Origin of the sequence: Okeania sp. SIO2B3 (assembly GCF_010672525.1) — a bacterium.
GTDB lineage: Bacteria > Cyanobacteriota > Cyanobacteriia > Cyanobacteriales > Microcoleaceae > Okeania.
Map to the genome: position 1 here is coordinate 33,980 of NZ_JAAHGH010000036.1, position 18,508 is coordinate 52,487.

Sequence of the window (18,508 nt, forward strand, 5' to 3'; positions counted from 1 at the left end):
GTTTCTCGTACCTCATGCGTAACTCCTGTTAAATATTTTAGCTCGATCTAAAGGAAAGATTAGGAAATATCAAAAGCTTAAAACTCAGACAACGTAAGATTTTTCCTTCTTCCTTTTGACTTTTTCCTTCTTCCTTCTTCCTTCTTCCTTCATTAAGGTTCCACAACCACAGTCGTACCCACCTGTACTTTCTCAAATAAAGCAATCACATCTTCATTCCGCATCCGCACACAACCGTGAGATGCAGCATATCCAATAGATTCTACAGTGGGAGTACCATGAAACCCAATTGTATCTTTTCCATCTGTCCAAAAACCAATCCATCTCAATCCTAAAGCTGTATTTGGCCCTGCTGGCATTACCTCACCTGTCCAGGGGTTTTGCCATTGCGGATTTTCCACCAGTTGAATAACTTCAAATTCACCCGTTGGTGTTTCCCAACCTGGTTTACCCACTGCTACAGGATAACTAGCTATTTCCTGTTCTCCTTCATACACATATACTCGTCGTTCCCCTAAGCGAAGTACCACCTGGATTAACTTTTCTACTTCTATTCTTTCTATTCCCAAATATTTTTGAAAGTCTTTAACAGCACGTTTCAGGTTTGGCATTAAGCCACCAAATGATGGATTAACTGATTCTCCTTCTGTTAGTAAATATTTTTGGAGGTCTTGAACAGGAGGTTGTCGCTTTGGTATCAAATCACTAAATGCTAAAGTAGCTTCCTTCTGTGTTTGCTGATTATTATTAGTTGTCTCAGTCGTATCAATAGAAGCTATAGATAACTTTTGACCAGATAATATAATAATTGCTGTAGTTAAGAAGATTGCTGTTAAATTATATGCTCCATTGTTGATTTTGAGCATCGGACTAAGCCATTTATTTGTGGTAGATTCGATCATTTTTCACTCCTCAAAATTAATCATATAGATATTATCAGAAACTAATATTATTAGTAGCTTAATTTATCAATAAATTATGCTCATATTCTGTTAAGGTTCGACGATGACAGTTGTACCAATTGCTACTTTTTCAAATAGGGCTAGTACATCTTGGTTCAACATTCTAACACAACCATGAGAGACAGCTTGTCCTACCGTTTCTTCGTTGGGAGTTCCATGAAAACCTATATAGTTTGTGCCATCTGTCCAAAAACCTATCCATCTTTCCCCTAAAGGATTTTCTGGACCTGGTGGTATTATTTCTCCAGTAAAAGGATGTTTCCAGGATGGATTGGAAATTTTTTGCATGACTTTATATGTACCTGCGGGAGTCTCCCATCCTTCTCTACCAATAGCAATGGGATAGCTGGTTTTTAATTGGTCGTCTTGATATATATAGACACGGCGATCGCTTAATTTTATGATTAAATAAATATTTTCATTTTGCTGAATATAAAGTTCTTTTAGTACTTTTTTTGTAACAGGTGATTTTGATTTTATTGGAGATTGAATTTCTATTAAGTCTGTCGCATTGGTTGAAGCTTCTTGATTTTTAACAGGAGTTGAAGCATGAGCTTTCCGTTGTAAATAGTTCCAGCTAATGACTATACTTATGCTTAAGAGTATTAACAGATGAAAACCACTAAAAATATTGTGGTTTTGACTACTATTTATCCATCTAGATAAAGATTTTTTTCTGACTTTTTCATTCATTTAGTCAATCCTTAACTACTGAAAATATGCTGGTTTTTGATTATACAGCAGTTTTCAAGATTGGTAGATTACAGTAGAGACGTTCCATGGAACTTCTCTACAAGGGTTTTAGTTTTGACTATGTGGTTCATCCATTTAAAAAGCACTGTAATTGAAAATTAGGTGCTACTGATACGTGGGTATGAATAGATACTTAAAAGCTATAAACCACATTCATAATCTAGCAAAATCATAAAGTCATTCAGCAACGCCGAAAATTCAGTAGAGTGCTATGGCATATAAATTTGATAGATAAGTTCAATAGCGTGGAAAAAACCTATCTTCTCGCTTTAACGGTAAATCTCTTGCCTCATAAAAAAAGCTGGTTGTTTGGTTCCCATGATTTATTGCTATTGCGCAATAGTAATTGTTAACAAATAAGGCAACTTTTAGGGAAGTTGCCAGAAAGAAATCAAAATTTAATTAAAAATTCTCTGCTAATGATTATAGTTGAGGGAAATCTTACAGAGATCCTATATTTGCCAAACCAAGAATTACACCTGCACCTAAAATGTGACCAAAGCTAGTAGTTGCTAAAACACCAGCTAAACCAAAACCACCGAAAAAGTTAGATCCAGGCATTGCAGGTCCAACGCTAGGATATTTAACTGTAAACTTAGCGAAGGCGATCGCTACAATATTACAAATAATCATAATTAAACCAATTTTGGGACTCCAACTAAAAGTATTAGGGCCAACTGCGAGTAAAGTTGAGTAAAGCATTTTTTCTTTTCCTTATATGTAGTCAATCAAAAACCTAAGTGGCATCTTTATAACAGAAAATAGAATTATTTTCTTTTATAGAGTAACTTAGTAATAATTCTTTACAAATCCTGCTTTAGATTTAATAGAACTCTTGCAAAAATTGGGAGCATTGACTTAATCAGAGAATAACGATATAATACGCTTGACCGAGACTTGAATGCCTCAATTAATTTAAGACATGCGGTCGGCTTGACCGTGGATGCCTGTGGACGGAGTGCTGCCGACAGTTCCGGTAGAAGCAGGAAGTAAACAGTAAAGTGTCGCTATATGACGTTTTATGTCAGTTTTATGAAGCAGTAGGAAACCGTGGAAGCTTTGGTTAATTATTGATTAAAAATATTTAAAAGTTAATAAATTGGTAAATTTTTTTAAAATATAATTACTATAAGAGTGATCGGATGAAAATATTGTCAGATAAAATTCTGAATATTAAATTACGTTAAATAAATAAATATAATTTTTAAATAAATATAATTTTTAAGTGGGAAGTAGGGAGTTAGTAGGAGTAAGCTTTTAACCATCAAGTTCAATACATGAGGTTTATTCTCTTGAGAAATTAGTTATTACACTTTATTGATTTTTTTTTGAGGAAAGTCCAGCAAAACCAACTCCTAACAAACCAATAACTACAGAAGGTTCAGGAATATCTTGGACATCTTTAATAGGAGTATCAGGTTCTAGGGTAGGTTGTGATTTTGGTTGAGGGTCTGAGGTAGGTTGTGATTTTGGTTGAGGGTCTGAGGTAGGTTGTGATTTTGGTTGAGGGTCTGAGGTAGGTTGTGATTTTGGTTGAGGGTCTGAGGTAGGTTGTGATTTTGGTTGAGAGTTTGGGGTAGGTTGTGATTTTGGTTGAGAGTTTGGGGTAGGTTGTGATTTTGGTTGAGAGTCTGAGGTAGGTTGTGATTTTGGTTGAGGGTCTGAGGTAGGTTGTGATTTTGGTTGAGGGTCTGAGGTAGGTTGTGATTTTGGTTGAGAGTTTGAGGTAGGTTTTGATTTTGGTTGAGAGTTTGAGGTAGGTTTTGATTTTGGTTGAGAGTTTGAGGTAGGTTTTGATTTTGTTTCAGGTTCCTTAAGACTATCTGAAAAACTTTTTGCCTCGATAAATACAGCAGAATCGAGAAAAGCATCACCAGCATCAGCGATCGCTAATCTAATCTTGTGAGTTCCGGCACTAAGTCCTAGTGCTTGTGCAGTAAATACATTAGTGAAGCCATCATATTCTACATCAAAAAATGGTCCACCCTCACTAGGATCATTGTTATTGAAAAATTCTGGGTTACTAGCATCAGTTCCTAGTGGCTTACCCCCATTAACTGTATTGATAGCAACTGGAGTAGATGTACCAGGAATTAGAGCAATATTGGTTCCATTGAGGAAGAAACCAAAGACATCATTGAATTCAGAGTTTGTCCATTCTACATATTCTTCAGAGGCAAATACATAATTGAAGAAAATATTCCCTCCTTCAGTTTGAAAGTCAAATTCCAGAATGGTGGCATCAAAAGTTTTTTGGTCTTCAGGAATCAACCCATCCAAATCTGAATCTCCAGGCAATTTATTATTGGTAGTTTTCTTATCTGAGTCATTGGGAGCTTGAGCATCTATAGCTTTACCTGTGGTGATAATAATACCAGTATCGATGCCAATACCAGATGATAATCCATTAGTGAAAGTTCCTGAAGCACCAGAAGCACCTGTATAATTGATAGAATGTGGTACAATTGTGATCCCACTGCCGAGGATTTCTTTGAGCAAATCATCGCCATTACTGGTGGGAGTTATGGAAATTGCCTGAGCTACTGTGGTGGCGCTGAGAGCAACGAAAGCTGTACCAGCAAAGGTCATGGAAAATTTTTTGATGAGTTTGGAAATAGTCATAGCTTGATGCCTCCTGAAATATCAAATTTTTTTGATAAATTGGAAAATAGTTAATATATGAGCCCTTTGTTGATTTTTTGTCTTATCCTCAAGACATGATGAGAGCTTTTGATCTCAGGCCTATCGTGCTGTCTGGAGAAGATGCAGAATTTAGCGACTCAGTTAATAAAACATATCGGTCGCAATGACAAATATAGTTAGATGTTTGATGACAGCTCTAAAGTTTCTGTGTAATTGCTCTACTTATTAATCTGTCGAGCTTATAGCTTTTTCAGAGCGATAAAAATAGCTGTAAGTGCTAAGATTGTCAACTCAATTTTGATACTTTGAAATAGTCTTACAGAAGAATTTGGGAGTGGTGGGGAAGGAATATGTTGTGCTGTATCTTGAAATAATTGCAAAAACCCGATCTTCTAACCATCAGTCGGAAGAGAGTTATAGCATTCACTAAGTATAAGTATTAAGATATCAGCTTCATAATAATATTAATATTTTGGTATTCTGATTCTTCTGAGCATATATGCGGATAAACCGCATTACTTTTGACTAAATTTTGAGCGACTTTACACAATCTTCATAATAAACTGCTAGTTTCATAAAAAGAATCGTAGGATGCACCGGGAAAAATATTTAAGTGATCGTCATCAATATTTTGCTCCCTTTATTATTCTTAGCACATATACGGATAAACCGCATTACTTTTGACTAAATTTTGAGTGGTTTTACACAATCTTCATAATAAGCTGCTAATTTAATGAAAAGAATCGTAGGATGCACCGGGAAAAATATTTAAGCAATCGTCATCAATATTTTTGATTGCTTTATTTTTTTAGCATACTATACGGATAAATTGAATTACTTTTGACTAAATTTTGAGTGACTTTACAGAATCTTCATAATTCAGTTATTAGTTGAAATTCAAATATTTCTGTAGTTATGCGGATGTATAAAATCAGGTTTATTGTTGATATTCTGTCGTTTCACCATAAGTACAGTCTAAAATGTTTGAGCAATTATAGTTTTTCAACATTTTGAATAGCTTTACAAAATCTTCATAATAAGTTGTTAGTTAGAGCCAAATATTATAGCGCTACGTAAATACGCTCTTGACATTCTTCTGTTCCCAGATCTGGTGTTCCCTGTTCCCTTACAACTCAAATTTATTGTCAAACGCCAAAAGACGGCTATATTACCGAATCAGCAACGCCGTTGATTATTGATATTCTCTAGTTTGATGTCGGATATCATCCGGATGGTTTTAGCAACTATTATTATTTGTCAATACTTTAGCTAGCAATGCTTTGAATGAATTTTGAAGAAGGAGTCTGTAGTTAAGAGACAGAATTAATATCATGTCCGGATAATTAGTGATAAAAAAACTTTCTCTTTCTTCTTCTTTATTTCCTCCTGACTCCTGACTTCCTCTCCACGGTTGGGGGAGGGGCGAGGGGTGGGTTGACTCCTGAGGACTCCATCATTTATTTATAACTGTTCAACCGGACATGATATAATTCATCGATTTCAATTCTCTCATTAATACTCAATCTGGCGATCGCTCTATTTTTTGACTACAAAGGTAAGGCGTGAGGCCGCTATGCTCAAAGGTTAAGGGGCTACAAAAAAGTACCTTGATTCGGTGGACTTGGTATCATCTAACTATAACAATTGGCTAATTTTTTTTGTCTATTGCTGATACAGCCTTTTCCCAAGCTTTTTGATCTTGTCTCCTACCTTGTCCAAAAATCCGATTAAATGATAGATTATACTAATGTTTAATTAAGAAATATTAATATTAATGATATGTCCTCTAAAAATACTATACAAAAATCAAAAATTGTGATATGTGGTGCTGGTATTGGTGGCCTAACAGCAGGAGCATTGCTGGCCCACAAAGGCTATCAAGTCCAAATATTCGACCAAGCGATCGTTCCTGGTGGCTGTGCTTCTACTTTTAAACGACGCGGTTTCACTTTTGATGTTGGTGCAACTCAAGTAGCAGGTTTAGAAACAGGTGGTATTCATCACCGGATTTTCTCTGAGTTGGATATCGACATTCCGAACGCCACCAACTGCGACCCTGCCTGTGCCGTATTTCTACCAGGAGAGACTCAACCTATTAATGTTTGGCGCGACCCCAAAAAATGGCAACAAGAGAGACTTCGTCAGTTTCCCGGTAGCGAAGCTTTTTGGCAACTAATGACAAAATTATTTGAGGTAAGTTGGAAGTTTCAAGGGCGAGACCCAGTTTTACCACCGCGCAATATTTGGGATATGTGGCAGTTAGCAAGAGCAGTACGTCTGGATACTTTGATTACAGTACCATTTACCTTGATGACGGTAGCAGATGCGTTACGGTTGTATGGTTTGAATGATAATCTACGGTTGAAAACATTTCTAGATTTACAACTGAAACTTTACTCTCAAGTAGGTACAGAAGAAACTGCTCTACTTTATGCTGCTACCGCTTTAGCTGTTTCCCAAGCTCCCCAGGGTTTGTATCATCTTCAGGGAAGTATGCAGGTGTTAAGCGATCGCCTAGTTACAGCTTTAGAAAGAGACGGGGGGCAAATCTTGATGGGTCATACTGTCGAACAGATATGTATAGATAAGGGTAAAGCTACTGGTGTCAGAGTCAAAAATCAAAAAACTGGAGAAACTTGGGTAGAAACTGCCGATCATATTGTGGCTAATGTCACTGTGCAAAACTTAGTGAAGTTAGTGGAAGATGAAAATCAGACCTCACACCCAATACCCGGTTACAAACGCCGAGTGAATAAACTCCCTTCACCATCGGGTGCATTTGTGATTTATTTGGGAGTAGATGAAAGTGCTATTCCAGAAGACTGTCCGCCTCATTTGCAGTTTTTCTACAATTATGACGGTCCTATTGGAGAAAATAATTCTTTGTTTGTATCAGTGAGTCATCCTGGAGACGGTCGCGCTCCCACAGGTAAAGCAACAATTACAGCTTCAAGTTTTACCGATACTCAGATTTGGAGACATTGCCAAGATTATCAGGGGTTGAAGCAGCAATATACTCAGGAAGCGATCGCTCGTTTGAGTGAATATTTTTATTTAAAACCTGAAACAATAGTTCATCAAGAAGCGGCGACACCTCGTACTTTTGTTAAATTTACAGCACGGGAGGAAGGTGTTGTAGGTGGTGTTGGTCAGCGTCTTTCAACTTTCGGACCTTTTGGATTTGCCAATCGTACTCCCATTCAGGATTTATGGTTGGTAGGAGATTCAACTCATCCGGGAGAGGGTACCGCAGGAGTGTCTTATTCAGCATTGACTGTGGTGCGACAGATTGAATACTTGTAAAATCCAAGATAGGGAGTGGGGGAGTAGGGGAGTGGGGGAGTAGGGGAGTGGGGGAGTAGGGGAGTAGGGAGCATTTATACAAAATAATTGGGTCGCGCAACCCCTTAAGGCGAAATATTTTTGGATAGTTGCTCACGCACCCCCGTTATATCATGTCCGGTTGAATGGTTATTGTATAGTTGGGAGCAGGGGAGCAGGGGAGTAGGGGAGTAGTAGGGGAGTAGGGGAGTAGGGGAAATTAAAGGCTTGAAGTAATTATAGAAATTATCAACTATCAACATATACTATATAACCGGATTCTATATCAGGAGAAAATCAAAAGGGGAAAGGAAGGATGAGAGTGGGAATTATTTGTGGACAAGCAGGCATTTTATGTCTACATTGAATGGAAGTAGAAAGTACGATAACTGTATAACCGGATTTCATCAGGACTTACGCAAAGGCACTATTTATAGAGTAAAGTAACTGTTGGACAATAGTTTTGAGCGCTATATATAGCGTATCTGCGTAAGTCCTATTCATATTACAAAAATAACTTCTGACTTCTGACTTCTGACTTCGTTAACGGTGGTAGTGCATTGTGATTATTTTTGTTACCTAGGGCAGTGGGAGCATCTTGCTCCCGTGTCATATCAAATCCGGTTGAATACTTATTAGAGTTGTTGGGAGTAGGGAGTAGGGAAAAAAAAGATTAATTTTCAAACTGTACCTCACGCTTCCTGAAAAGTGCTGTAAGCTTTCTTCCCTCTTCCCTCTTCCTTCTTCCTTCTTCCTTCTGCTATAACAAACTTCTATCAAGTCTATGCCAGAAAATGAACGCCACTGATATCACTGTCGCTCAATTCACTAAAAAACTCTTCAAATGTACCTGATGTTGAAGAACCCAGAGTATTTGGATTAAAGATAAATACATCTCTGTTTTCACCTGATACATCAGTTACAGCAAAGTTGCCAGTTGTGGACAGAAGTAGTTGCTCTCCATTAATACCGATAGCATCAATGTCTTCATTACGCGTCTTCAGCTGTACATCACTACCGTCAAATTCAAGAGACCAAGTTCCACTGGTGTTGCTACCTAAAGTATCAGAATTGAAACGCAGTATATCTTCATCTTTACTGCTAATTCCTGATACAGAAGCGTTCCCTATGGTCGAAATTAGAAGGTCTCCAGTAAGAGGATCGACACTCAGACCATCAATATTTTCATCACCTTGATTTAAGCCAACATCTGAACCATCGAAGTATAACTCGAAAGAACCGCTACTGTTGTCTCCAGGTGACGTGGGAGTGAATTTAACAATGTCAGAGTCATCTACTTGGATGCCATTTATATTTTTAGGTTCCTCAAAAGAAAACAGAATCTCATTATTATCAACCACTTCAAAGGCATCAATCCTAAAACCGTTAAGACCAACTTCTGAACCATCAAAGAACTTACTGAAACTCTGGTCAGCTAGATTATACTCAACGATGTCTTCTCTTGTGAAACTAACTCCACCTAGAGTTGGTTGGTTGTTTTTTAGGCTAAACAGTAAAGATTCTGTTTCGGGAGTTGGTGGCTCAGGTTCAGGAGTTGGTGTCTCAGGTTCAGGAGTTGGTGTCTCAGGTTCAGGAGTTGGTGTCTCAGGTTCAGGAGTTGGTGTCTCAGGTTCAGGAGTTGGTGTCTCAGGTTCAGGAGTTGGTGTCTCAGGTTCAGGAGTTGGTGTCTCAGGTTCGGGAGTTGGTGTCTCAGGTTCAGGAGTTGGTGTCTCAGGTTCAGGAGCTGGTGTCTCAGGTTCAGGAGTTGGTGTCTCAGGTTCGGGAGTTGGTGACTGTTGTTGCTGTACTTCATAAGCACCGATATCTACCGTACCGTTGATAATGCGATCAAATCCCTGCCCTCGTTGGTCGGATGCTAATCCAGTTGCACCTCCGTTATCCCCTGCATCAATAGCAATACTATCGGGGAGTAAGGCGTGGGTTTCAGTGGAACCACCATTATTTTGTAGGGGACCCAAACCAGGATCGCCTGATAAAAATGGATTATAATGGCCGTCTTCAATCAGGTTATTGAGGTTAGTGTCGATCTTGTTAGTCTTCAGGACGGCATCGCGACCAGTGCTGTTGGCAATGATGGTATTGGTAAGGTTTGTCCTCCCTTCACTAAATAAGCCTCCTCCACGTCCATCAGCAGAATTACCATAAATGGTAGAATTGGTAATTGTTGCGATACCAGAACCACTGAAAATACCTCCACCATCAGCGCTATTACCCGCAGTACTGTTATAAGAAATAGTAGAGTTAACAACGGTTAAATTGCCATTTTTACTGTAAACTCCACCACCATCTGTTTTATCTAGGCCAACTGCTGAATTACCTGATACAGTTGAATCAGTAATTTCTAAATCGCCATTGCGACTAAAAATACCGCCCCCATCAGCAGATCCGAGATCACTGGTCATAAATGTCGAATTATCAGCGATGGTTGAGTTTGCGATTGTTGTATTACCATGGCGGTTATAAATCCCACCACCACTGCCAAAGGCAGTTCCTTCCAAAGTATTGCCAGAAATAGTAGAATTAGTAACCGTTATGTCACTATGCCAACTGTAAATCCCACCACCATCACTCAAACCACCAGTGACTTTATTACCGGAAATATTGCTATCGACAACGTTGAGCTGACCATACCGGATAGACACACCACCACCGTCAGGGTCGTCACCAAAATTTTCTTGAAATTTGGGATTTCCATCGGCTAATTGTCCCTTGACTTCATTATTAATAATATCCGTGTTGATGATAGTTAAATTACTATCGTGGCTGTCAATTCCGCCACCATCAGCAGTAAATCTATCGTATTGGCCTTCGATGCCAATTGAGGTGTTACCAGAGATAATACTGTCTTGAACGGTCAGATTCTCGGAGGTAGAAATTCCTCCACCACCACCTATTGGGTTACCTCCAGTAATGGTCAAGCCATCTATGAACACATTTATCAGGTCGTCACTGTCGTTATCGATGTTAAAGACCCGGAAGCCATTCTGTTGTGCATCCACTGTCAGCAGATTTGCACCCAATCCATTGATGGTGAGAGAATTGGTGATGGATAATTCTCCACTCGTTAGTCCAATGGTCATTCCAGTGAGGGAACTATCAAAGGTAATGGTATCGGCATCCGGTGTGGCATTTGCCATCGCAATAGCATCCCGCAGACTGCCATTACCCGCATCCATGGTGTTGGTTACAAAAAAAGTTGCCATAAGATGAGAATCTCCTGTTTATTTTGCCTAACTCGATCTTGATTTAGGGCTTTGTTGGATAACAATACCATCACCCTGATTTACAAGGCTTTTATTAATAATAAAATCTTGTATGACACAGCAAGAGGTTGGGGATATTCATGCAACAAAGGTTTAGATTTAGTATAATATCATCCCAATTACTTTGTCACTAATTTTTGAGCGACTTTACATAATCTTCATAATACATAGATTTTTATCCATAAAAATACGGAACAAAGCATCTATTTTTTACTAAATCTACAGTTTTTTACTGCCAAAAAATAACAGGGATATTTGTGGTACTGAAGCTCAGATAAATTTAACTCAGGACTTATATCATTTCCGGATAATTAGTGATAAAAAAACTTTCTCTTTTTCCTCCTCTTCTTTGTTCCCTGCTGACTCCTGTACGTTGCCAATCCGACGGCTCCCCTACCTGACTCCTCTGTCATTTATTTATAACTAACTTTTCTACCGGACATGATATTACGCGAAGAAACTACATATAGCACCTACTAATGACTAATTTTTGAGTAGCTTTACAGAATCTTAATAATACATAGATATTCAATTTTTATCCACAGTGGGGGAGTAGTAAACATAAGAATAATTAACAATAACTGGGAAAAAAGTTCCATAGGTCTGTGTTAATTACTTAATAATTGAAGTTTTACCTAAGTTAAGCATTCTTTTTTTTACGCTTGGGATTAAACAAAGCATTTATTTTTTGCGAAAGCTACACACTTTGACTACTAAAAAAAACTGAGATATTTGTGATGCTGAAACTTAGATATATTTAACTATTATTGCCATTGTTTAAACAGTTATTTGCCAAGCCATAACTTATCTAGATAAATCACAAACAAAATCAAAAAAAACTATCTGATTTCTATCACTTCATGGTGTGATAAATTTGAACATTGCCACGAATTTAACTATAGTCATCAAAGTATCTATCTATACTAAATATTCATTTGAAAAGTAGACTTTACAAAGGTTAAAGACTACCTTACAATCAATATTAATTTCAACAAATATCAAAATATACCTTAAATTAACTATGTCCAAAAACAAAAAAAATACCACAGAAAGTGCAGAAACTAAGGCAGAAAAAAATTTTAGCGATCCACAATACTACTTTAACAGAGAATTTAGTTGGTTAGAGTTTAACCGTAGAGTTTTATCTGAGGGTTTAGACCCCCGTACTCCCTTATTAGAGCGTTTAAAGTTTTTAGGAATTTTTAGTTCTAACTTAGATGAATATTTCATGGTCAGGGTAGCAATTCTGAAAAAACAAATAGAAGCTGAAGTAAATAAATTAACTCCAGACGGTCGTACTCCCCAAACACAACTTGATGGGATTAATCAAAGACTATTACCAATGGTTTCTTTGCAACATCAATTCTTTGAGCAAACCTTACGACCAGAGTTAGTAAAAAATGGCATTCATATCCTCAATTATATAGACTTAAATCAAAAACAAAAAACATACTTACAAAACTATTTTGAAGAACATATATTTCCTGTACTAACACCTTTAGCTATTGATGCTAGTCACCCTTTTCCCTATCTATCTAATCTCAGTTTAAACTTAGCAGTAATGCTGAAAAATCCAGAAACTCAGGAAGATTTATTAGCCAGAATCAAAGTTCCCAAAATACTACCTCGGTTTTTGCCCTTACCAGAAAAATTACAGGTGCAAGAAAAGAATAAAACTGTAAATTGGATGGGAGTGCCTCTCGAACAAGTTATTGCTCATAATTTGGGTGTTCTGTTTCCTGGTATGGATATCCAGGAGTATCACCTATTTCGGATTACTCGTGATGCCGATCTATCAGTGCAAGAAGATGAAGGCGATGACTTGCTATTGGCGATCGAAAAAGAACTAAGAAAACGCCGTATTGGTGGTACCGTAGTGAGGATGGAAATTAATTCAACAATGCCTAGTACATTAAAAAAGATACTAATGGAAAAGTTGGAGCTATCAGAAAAGGATGTATACACAGTAGATGGATTACTTGATTTAAAAGATTTGATGTCATTCATGGGGTTACCATTACCACAACTCAAAGATCCAAATTGGGCATCTACTGTCCCTCCACGGTTGCGACATCATGGCGATCGCATCGCAACTTCTGACCAGAATAAGAATAATGGCATAGACTTTTTTTCAGTCATTCGCCAGAAAGATTTATTGCTACATCATCCATATCACTCTTTTACAAATACGGTACAAAGTTTCATTACTCAAGCTGCCCACGATCCTAATGTGTTGGCAATTAAGATGACTCTCTACCGCACTTCTGGAGATTCACCTATTATCAATGCTTTGATTGCTGGGGCAGAAAATGGCAAACAAGTAGCAGCATTGGTGGAATTGAAAGCAAGATTTGATGAAGAAAATAATATTCAGTGGGCGCGGAAGTTAGAACAATCTGGCGTTCACGTTGTTTATGGTTTAGCAGGTCTGAAGACTCATACTAAAATTGTGATGGTGGTGCGTCAGGAAGAAGATCATATCCGCCGCTATGTTCATATTGGTACTGGTAACTATAATCCTAAGACTGCTAAACTTTATACCGATTTGGGTTTGTTGAGTTGTTGCCCAGAGTTAGGAGCAGATTTAACAGATTTGTTTAATTTCTTGACGGGATATTCGCGTCAGCAGTCTTACCGGAGGTTGTTGGTGGCACCTGTAAATATGCGCGATCGCTTTATTAAGCTAATTAATCGTGAAATTGAGAATTGTAAAAATGGAGAAACAGGTCGCATTGTTGCTAAGATGAATTCTTTGGTGGACTCGAAAATAATTGCTAAGTTATACGAAGCTTCTCAAGCAGGGGTGAAAATTGATTTGATTGTTCGAGGTATTTGCTGTTTGCGTCCTGGTTTAGAGGGTGTAAGTAAAAATATTAAGGTAGTAAGTATTATTGGGCGTTATTTAGAACATTCTCGTATTTTCTACTTCTATAATAATGCTCAAGAGGAGTTATATATTGGTTCTGCTGACTGGATGCCTCGCAATCTTGACCGTCGGGTAGAAGCTATTACGCCTATTGAAGATCCTGACTTAACTAAAGAGTTGCAAGAGATTATGGGTATTCTGTTATCTGACAACCGTCAAGCTTGGGATTTACAATCAGATGGTCAGTATATTCAACGTCGCCCTGTTGAAAATTCTCCAGAATTGGGTTCTCATAAAATTTTGATGGAAACGGCAGTGAGTAATTAGGGTTTGCACTTCACTAGTCTTATGGGTGAGGGTAGGAGACAACCCACCCACGGGCCCCGACCGTGGAGGGGAAGACAGTAGACAGGAGGAACGGGGTACGAGCGAGGAGGTAGGAGTAACAATTGTCAATTTGGGATTTTTCTGCCCAACTATGAGCCTAAAATATTAACACGCATGAGCATCAATAGCTAAAAATTAGGCACTTTTTCTAGGCCCCAAAAAGGCATTTACCTTTATCTGTAAATACTTTTAGATTTAATCAGCAAGCTCTAATTAGACATAGGGACTAGACTTGACATACTCCCGACGTTGCGCTTACGCGAAAAAGCAGGATTCTTCAGTCAGAGAAGCTCTGACCGCTGTTTTAACAGAGGTGATGTCCTCCCCCTGTATTGATAACGATAATAATCTATTGATTTGTAATTGTCAATAGCTATAGTCAATCTATATGCTACAATATAATATGTATGCTACAAAGAGAAAATCCCCGATGGACAACACAGATAACGCCCGGCTTTCCCATACGACGCTTCCCTCCGGGAGAGCGCGGGACTTCTCGCCGGGGGAGTTAAACTGTGGAAGTGGCGTTGCTTAATCAAGCTATGAAATCTAAATTTTGCAAAACATAAAATGCTTTTCAGTTAATAGTTAGGCAATAGCCATTAAAGCCCAATCATAGCCACGCATCACCAACGCCAAAAATCTTAATTTTAGAAACACTCTTATTTACTCTGATCCCTTGACTACAAAGCGTTTAGAACGCCTGTCACCCCGTGAGGAGAAGTAGCCAAGTCACCATGATAAGCATTGGTCAACAACTGCTTAATATCGCTAATCAAAGGATAACGAGGGTTTGAACCTGTACATTGGTCATCAAAAGCTTGGTCTGCCAAATCTTCCAACTTAGCAAAAAATTCAGCTTCACTCACAGAGACCACATCTTTAATTGCCTTGGGAATACCAACCTGACTTTTTAGTTCTTCAATCGCAGCAATTAACAAATCTACTTTTTCATCCTCAGTTTCTCCGCCCAATAGCAAATAATCAGCAATTTGAGAATAACGCCATTTAGCATTAGGATATTTATACTGGGAGAATGTTGCTTGTTTGAACGGCGCATTGGTAGAGTTGTAACGAATAATATGAGAAATCATCAACGCATTTGCCAAACCGTGAGGAATATGAAAAATAGCTCCTAACTGGTGAGCTATGGAATGGCAAATTCCCAAAAAACTGTTAGCAAAAGCCATACCTGCAATTGTTGCAGCGTAGTGCATTTTTTCTCGTGCTTTGGGGTCATTAGCACCATTGTTATAAGCAGAAGGGAGATATCTAAAAATTAATCCAACAGCTTTCAATGCCAGACCATTAGTATATTCAGAAGCTAAAACAGAAACATAAGCTTCCACCGCATGAGTCAAAGCATCTATTCCACCAAAAGCAGTCAGACCTTTCGGCATATTTAACACCAACTCTGGATCGACTATTGCCATACTGGGAGTCAAAGCATAATCTGCCAGAGGATACTTAATATTATTTCGGCGGTCAGTAACCACGGCAAAAGGTGTAACTTCCGAACCTGTACCGGAAGTCGTAGGTACTGCTACCAAAATAGCTTTCTCTCCCAAAGGTGGTAAATCATAAACCCGTTTACGGATATCCATAAACCGCATTGCCAAACCTTCAAACTCAATTTCTGGATGCTCGTACATCAACCACATAATTTTGGCAGCATCCATAGGCGAACCACCACCGATAGCAATAATCACATCAGGATTAAATTTCCGCATCATTTCCAAACCACGGTTGACAGTATCCAGAGAAGGGTCAGGTTCTACATCATAAAAGATGTCATATTTAACCCCAACTTCATCCAGCACATTTTCTAAACCACGAGTCATGCCAAGTTCATATATGGGTTTGTCAGTGACAATGAATGCCCGTTTTTTACCTGCCAACTCTCGCATGGCAGTAGGTAAAGCTCCATATTTAAAGTAAATTTTTGGTGGAACGCGAAACCACAACATATTTTCTCGACGTTCCGCTACTGTTTTAATATTCAGCAGATGGTGAGGTTCAACATTTTCACTAACGGAGTTACCACCCCATGTTCCACAACCAAGAGTTAGGGAAGGGTCAAGGCGAAAATTATAGATGTCACCGATCGCTCCTTGGGAAGAAGGGGTATTAATTAGAACCCTGGCTGTTTCGACTGTATCTTCAAATCGTTTGATATGATCTGTATTGGCAGGAGAAGTATATAGAGCTGCTGTATGTCCACGTCCACCAAATTCTACTAAACTTTCGGCTTTGTCTACAGCTTCTTCAAAGGTATTTGCTCGATACATTGCCAAGATAGGGGAAAGTTTTTCGTGGGCAAATGGTTCTTCTTGATTAATATTTTCTACTTCACCAATAATTACTCTGGTATTTTCTGGAATGGAAAAACCTGCCATTTCGGCAATTTTTTGCACGGGTTGGCCGACAATTTCCGCATTCAACCGTCCGTTGACTATAATTTTGCTTCTTAGTTTGTCTTTTTCTTCTGGGGTTAAGAAATGAGCGCCTCGGTCGATAAATTCTTGTCTGACTGTATCATAAACACTATCAACGACAACTACTGATTGTTCGCTGGCACAAATCATCCCATTGTCGAAGGTTTTACTGAGGATAATTGAAGAGACTGCCATTTTTATCTCGGCAGTTTCGTCAATCAAAGCTGGAGTATTACCAGCACCGACTCCCAAGGATGGATTACCCGAGGAGTAGGCAGCTTTAACCATTCCCGGTCCGCCAGTAGCAAGAATCAGTTTAATATCTGGATGCTGCATCAGTTGTTGAGATAGGGGAACTGTTGGTTCATCTATCCAACCGATTATTTGTTCTGGTGCCCCTGCTGCAACGGCTGCTTCGAGAACTACCCTAGCTGCTTCGCAGGTACATTTTTTGGCTCTGGGGTGAGGAGAAAATATAATTGCGTTACGAGTTTTGAGACTTATTAATGATTTAAAAATTGCTGTTGATGTGGGATTAGTTGTGGGAACTATCCCGGCAAGAATTCCTACTGGTTCGGCGATTTTTTGAAAGCCAAAAGATTTGTCTTCTGCGATAACTCCACAGGTTTTTTCACCTTTATATTTGTTATATATTATTTCTGAGGCAAAGTGATTTTTGATTACTTTGTCTTCTACTAATCCCATGCCTGTTTCTGTGGCTGCCATTTTTGCTAGGGGAATTCTAGCTGCGTTGGCTGCTAGGGCGGCTTTTTTGAATATGTAGTCTACTTGTTCTTGAGTATAAGTGGCGTATTTTTCTTGAGCTTGTTTTACTCTTTTTATCAGTTCTTCAAGTTCTTGCTCGTTTGTTACTTTCATATTCTCTCCTTGCCCTAATTTGGGATTTTTCTGGGGCTGGTTTGATATCTGTTTTATTATAGTTCTGTTCTTTTTTTGTGGGGTTGACTTGAATTGTTTTCTCTATTTTTTTGTACTTTTTTTATAATTGATGACACATTTTTCTGTTGAAGATTTAATTAAGTTTAAATTAGTATTAAATTTCAGGTAACTATGATAGTTTCATGTATTTGAAAAAATATCTTGATCGATAAAACAAACAAAATTTTATGAAAATATTACGGATTTTTAATTAAGAGAGTCCGAAAAAATGTGTATAAATAAAATTTGTACAAAATACAATCTCTGTTTTAAATTTTAAATATGAGTCATCAAATTCGGTATAAATTTTACTTTGTATTTCAACGAACTTGCGTTTTTTCAGAGATTTGGTATACTGAAAAACAATGATATGCTGCCAATGTTGTAGCTACTTTTAAAAATACTTAGGAATTAATAGGCTGAAACCTAAGTATTTTCGTTCCTGAGATAGAAATAAAGTAGTAATTGAGTGCTGTGCCACCGCCTCAATATATAACTATTTGTTGGAACCAATAATTTGTCCATTTTGACAGAATGAAAATTTTGTGGTATTCAAGTCTTTAGATATTCTTACTCTTGACTAAAACGAATTTTAGGATCGGCGAAATTTTGAGATTCTCATAAAAGATAAGCATTCAAAAATTAATAATTAATATGATAGTTTTTTAATTGCGGTTTAATAGCACCTCTGTACTTCTTAGATTTTTGGCTATTTGCTCTGTCTAATTGTTTTTCAGACTTTGCTATTAGGTCGCTATAGATGTTCAAATTAATCACAAATCAAATGTTAATTATCAGTATTTTTTTATTATTTTGAAGTGCAGAATGTGGATTTATAGATTTTATTATATTGATGCAGCAAATTCCAAGTATAATGAAGTACAAACATTAACAATTAAATATTTGTAGTGCGAGCAT

Annotated in this window: 8 protein-coding genes; 2 read left to right on the forward strand and 6 right to left on the reverse strand. The window is 37.9% G+C overall.

Annotated elements, in window-relative coordinates; translation table 11 throughout:
* Nucleotides 1–152: 152 nt before the first annotated feature.
* From F6K15_RS21360 to F6K15_RS21375, 4 genes are all read right to left on the reverse strand, one after another.
* On the reverse strand, nucleotides 153–902 hold the full coding sequence (locus F6K15_RS21360; RefSeq protein ID WP_293064046.1) for a L,D-transpeptidase: 750 nt from the start codon (nucleotides 900–902) through the stop codon (nucleotides 153–155).
* A gap of 90 nt (nucleotides 903–992) precedes the next feature.
* Nucleotides 993–1,460, reverse strand: a complete 468-nt coding sequence (locus F6K15_RS21365; protein WP_375341081.1) for a L,D-transpeptidase — start codon at nucleotides 1,458–1,460, stop codon at nucleotides 993–995.
* A 696-nt stretch (nucleotides 1,461–2,156) separates the two neighbouring features.
* Nucleotides 2,157–2,417: a photosystem I reaction center subunit PsaK gene (gene psaK / locus F6K15_RS21370; protein ID WP_293064050.1), complete on the reverse strand. Its 261-nt coding sequence runs from the start codon at nucleotides 2,415–2,417 to the stop codon at nucleotides 2,157–2,159.
* Between the two features lie 612 nt (nucleotides 2,418–3,029).
* Nucleotides 3,030–4,337, reverse strand: a complete 1,308-nt coding sequence (locus F6K15_RS21375; protein ID WP_293064052.1) for a choice-of-anchor L family PEP-CTERM protein — start codon at nucleotides 4,335–4,337, stop codon at nucleotides 3,030–3,032.
* A gap of 1,800 nt (nucleotides 4,338–6,137) precedes the next feature.
* On the opposite strand from F6K15_RS21375, the gene crtD reads away from it, so the two are divergent.
* The gene (crtD, locus tag F6K15_RS21380) at nucleotides 6,138–7,661 is read left to right on the forward strand and encodes a C-3',4' desaturase CrtD (RefSeq protein ID WP_293064054.1); all 1,524 of its coding nucleotides are present in this window, start codon (nucleotides 6,138–6,140) and stop codon (nucleotides 7,659–7,661) included.
* Nucleotides 7,662–8,461: 800 nt separating this feature from the next.
* On the opposite strand, the gene F6K15_RS21385 is transcribed toward crtD, so the two are convergent.
* Nucleotides 8,462–10,903, reverse strand: coding sequence for a choice-of-anchor Q domain-containing protein (locus F6K15_RS21385; RefSeq protein ID WP_293064056.1), 2,442 nt, complete (start codon nucleotides 10,901–10,903; stop codon nucleotides 8,462–8,464).
* Between the two features lie 1,081 nt (nucleotides 10,904–11,984).
* Here F6K15_RS21385 and ppk1 point away from each other — a divergent pair.
* Entirely contained in the window at nucleotides 11,985–14,156 is a 2,172-nt protein-coding gene (gene ppk1 / locus F6K15_RS21390; protein WP_293064057.1) for a polyphosphate kinase 1, read from the forward strand.
* 743 nt (nucleotides 14,157–14,899) lie between these two features.
* Here ppk1 and adhE read toward each other — a convergent pair.
* On the reverse strand, nucleotides 14,900–17,530 hold the full coding sequence (gene adhE, locus F6K15_RS21395; protein WP_293064060.1) for a bifunctional acetaldehyde-CoA/alcohol dehydrogenase: 2,631 nt from the start codon (nucleotides 17,528–17,530) through the stop codon (nucleotides 14,900–14,902).
* Between the last annotated feature and the right edge of the window lie 978 nt (nucleotides 17,531–18,508).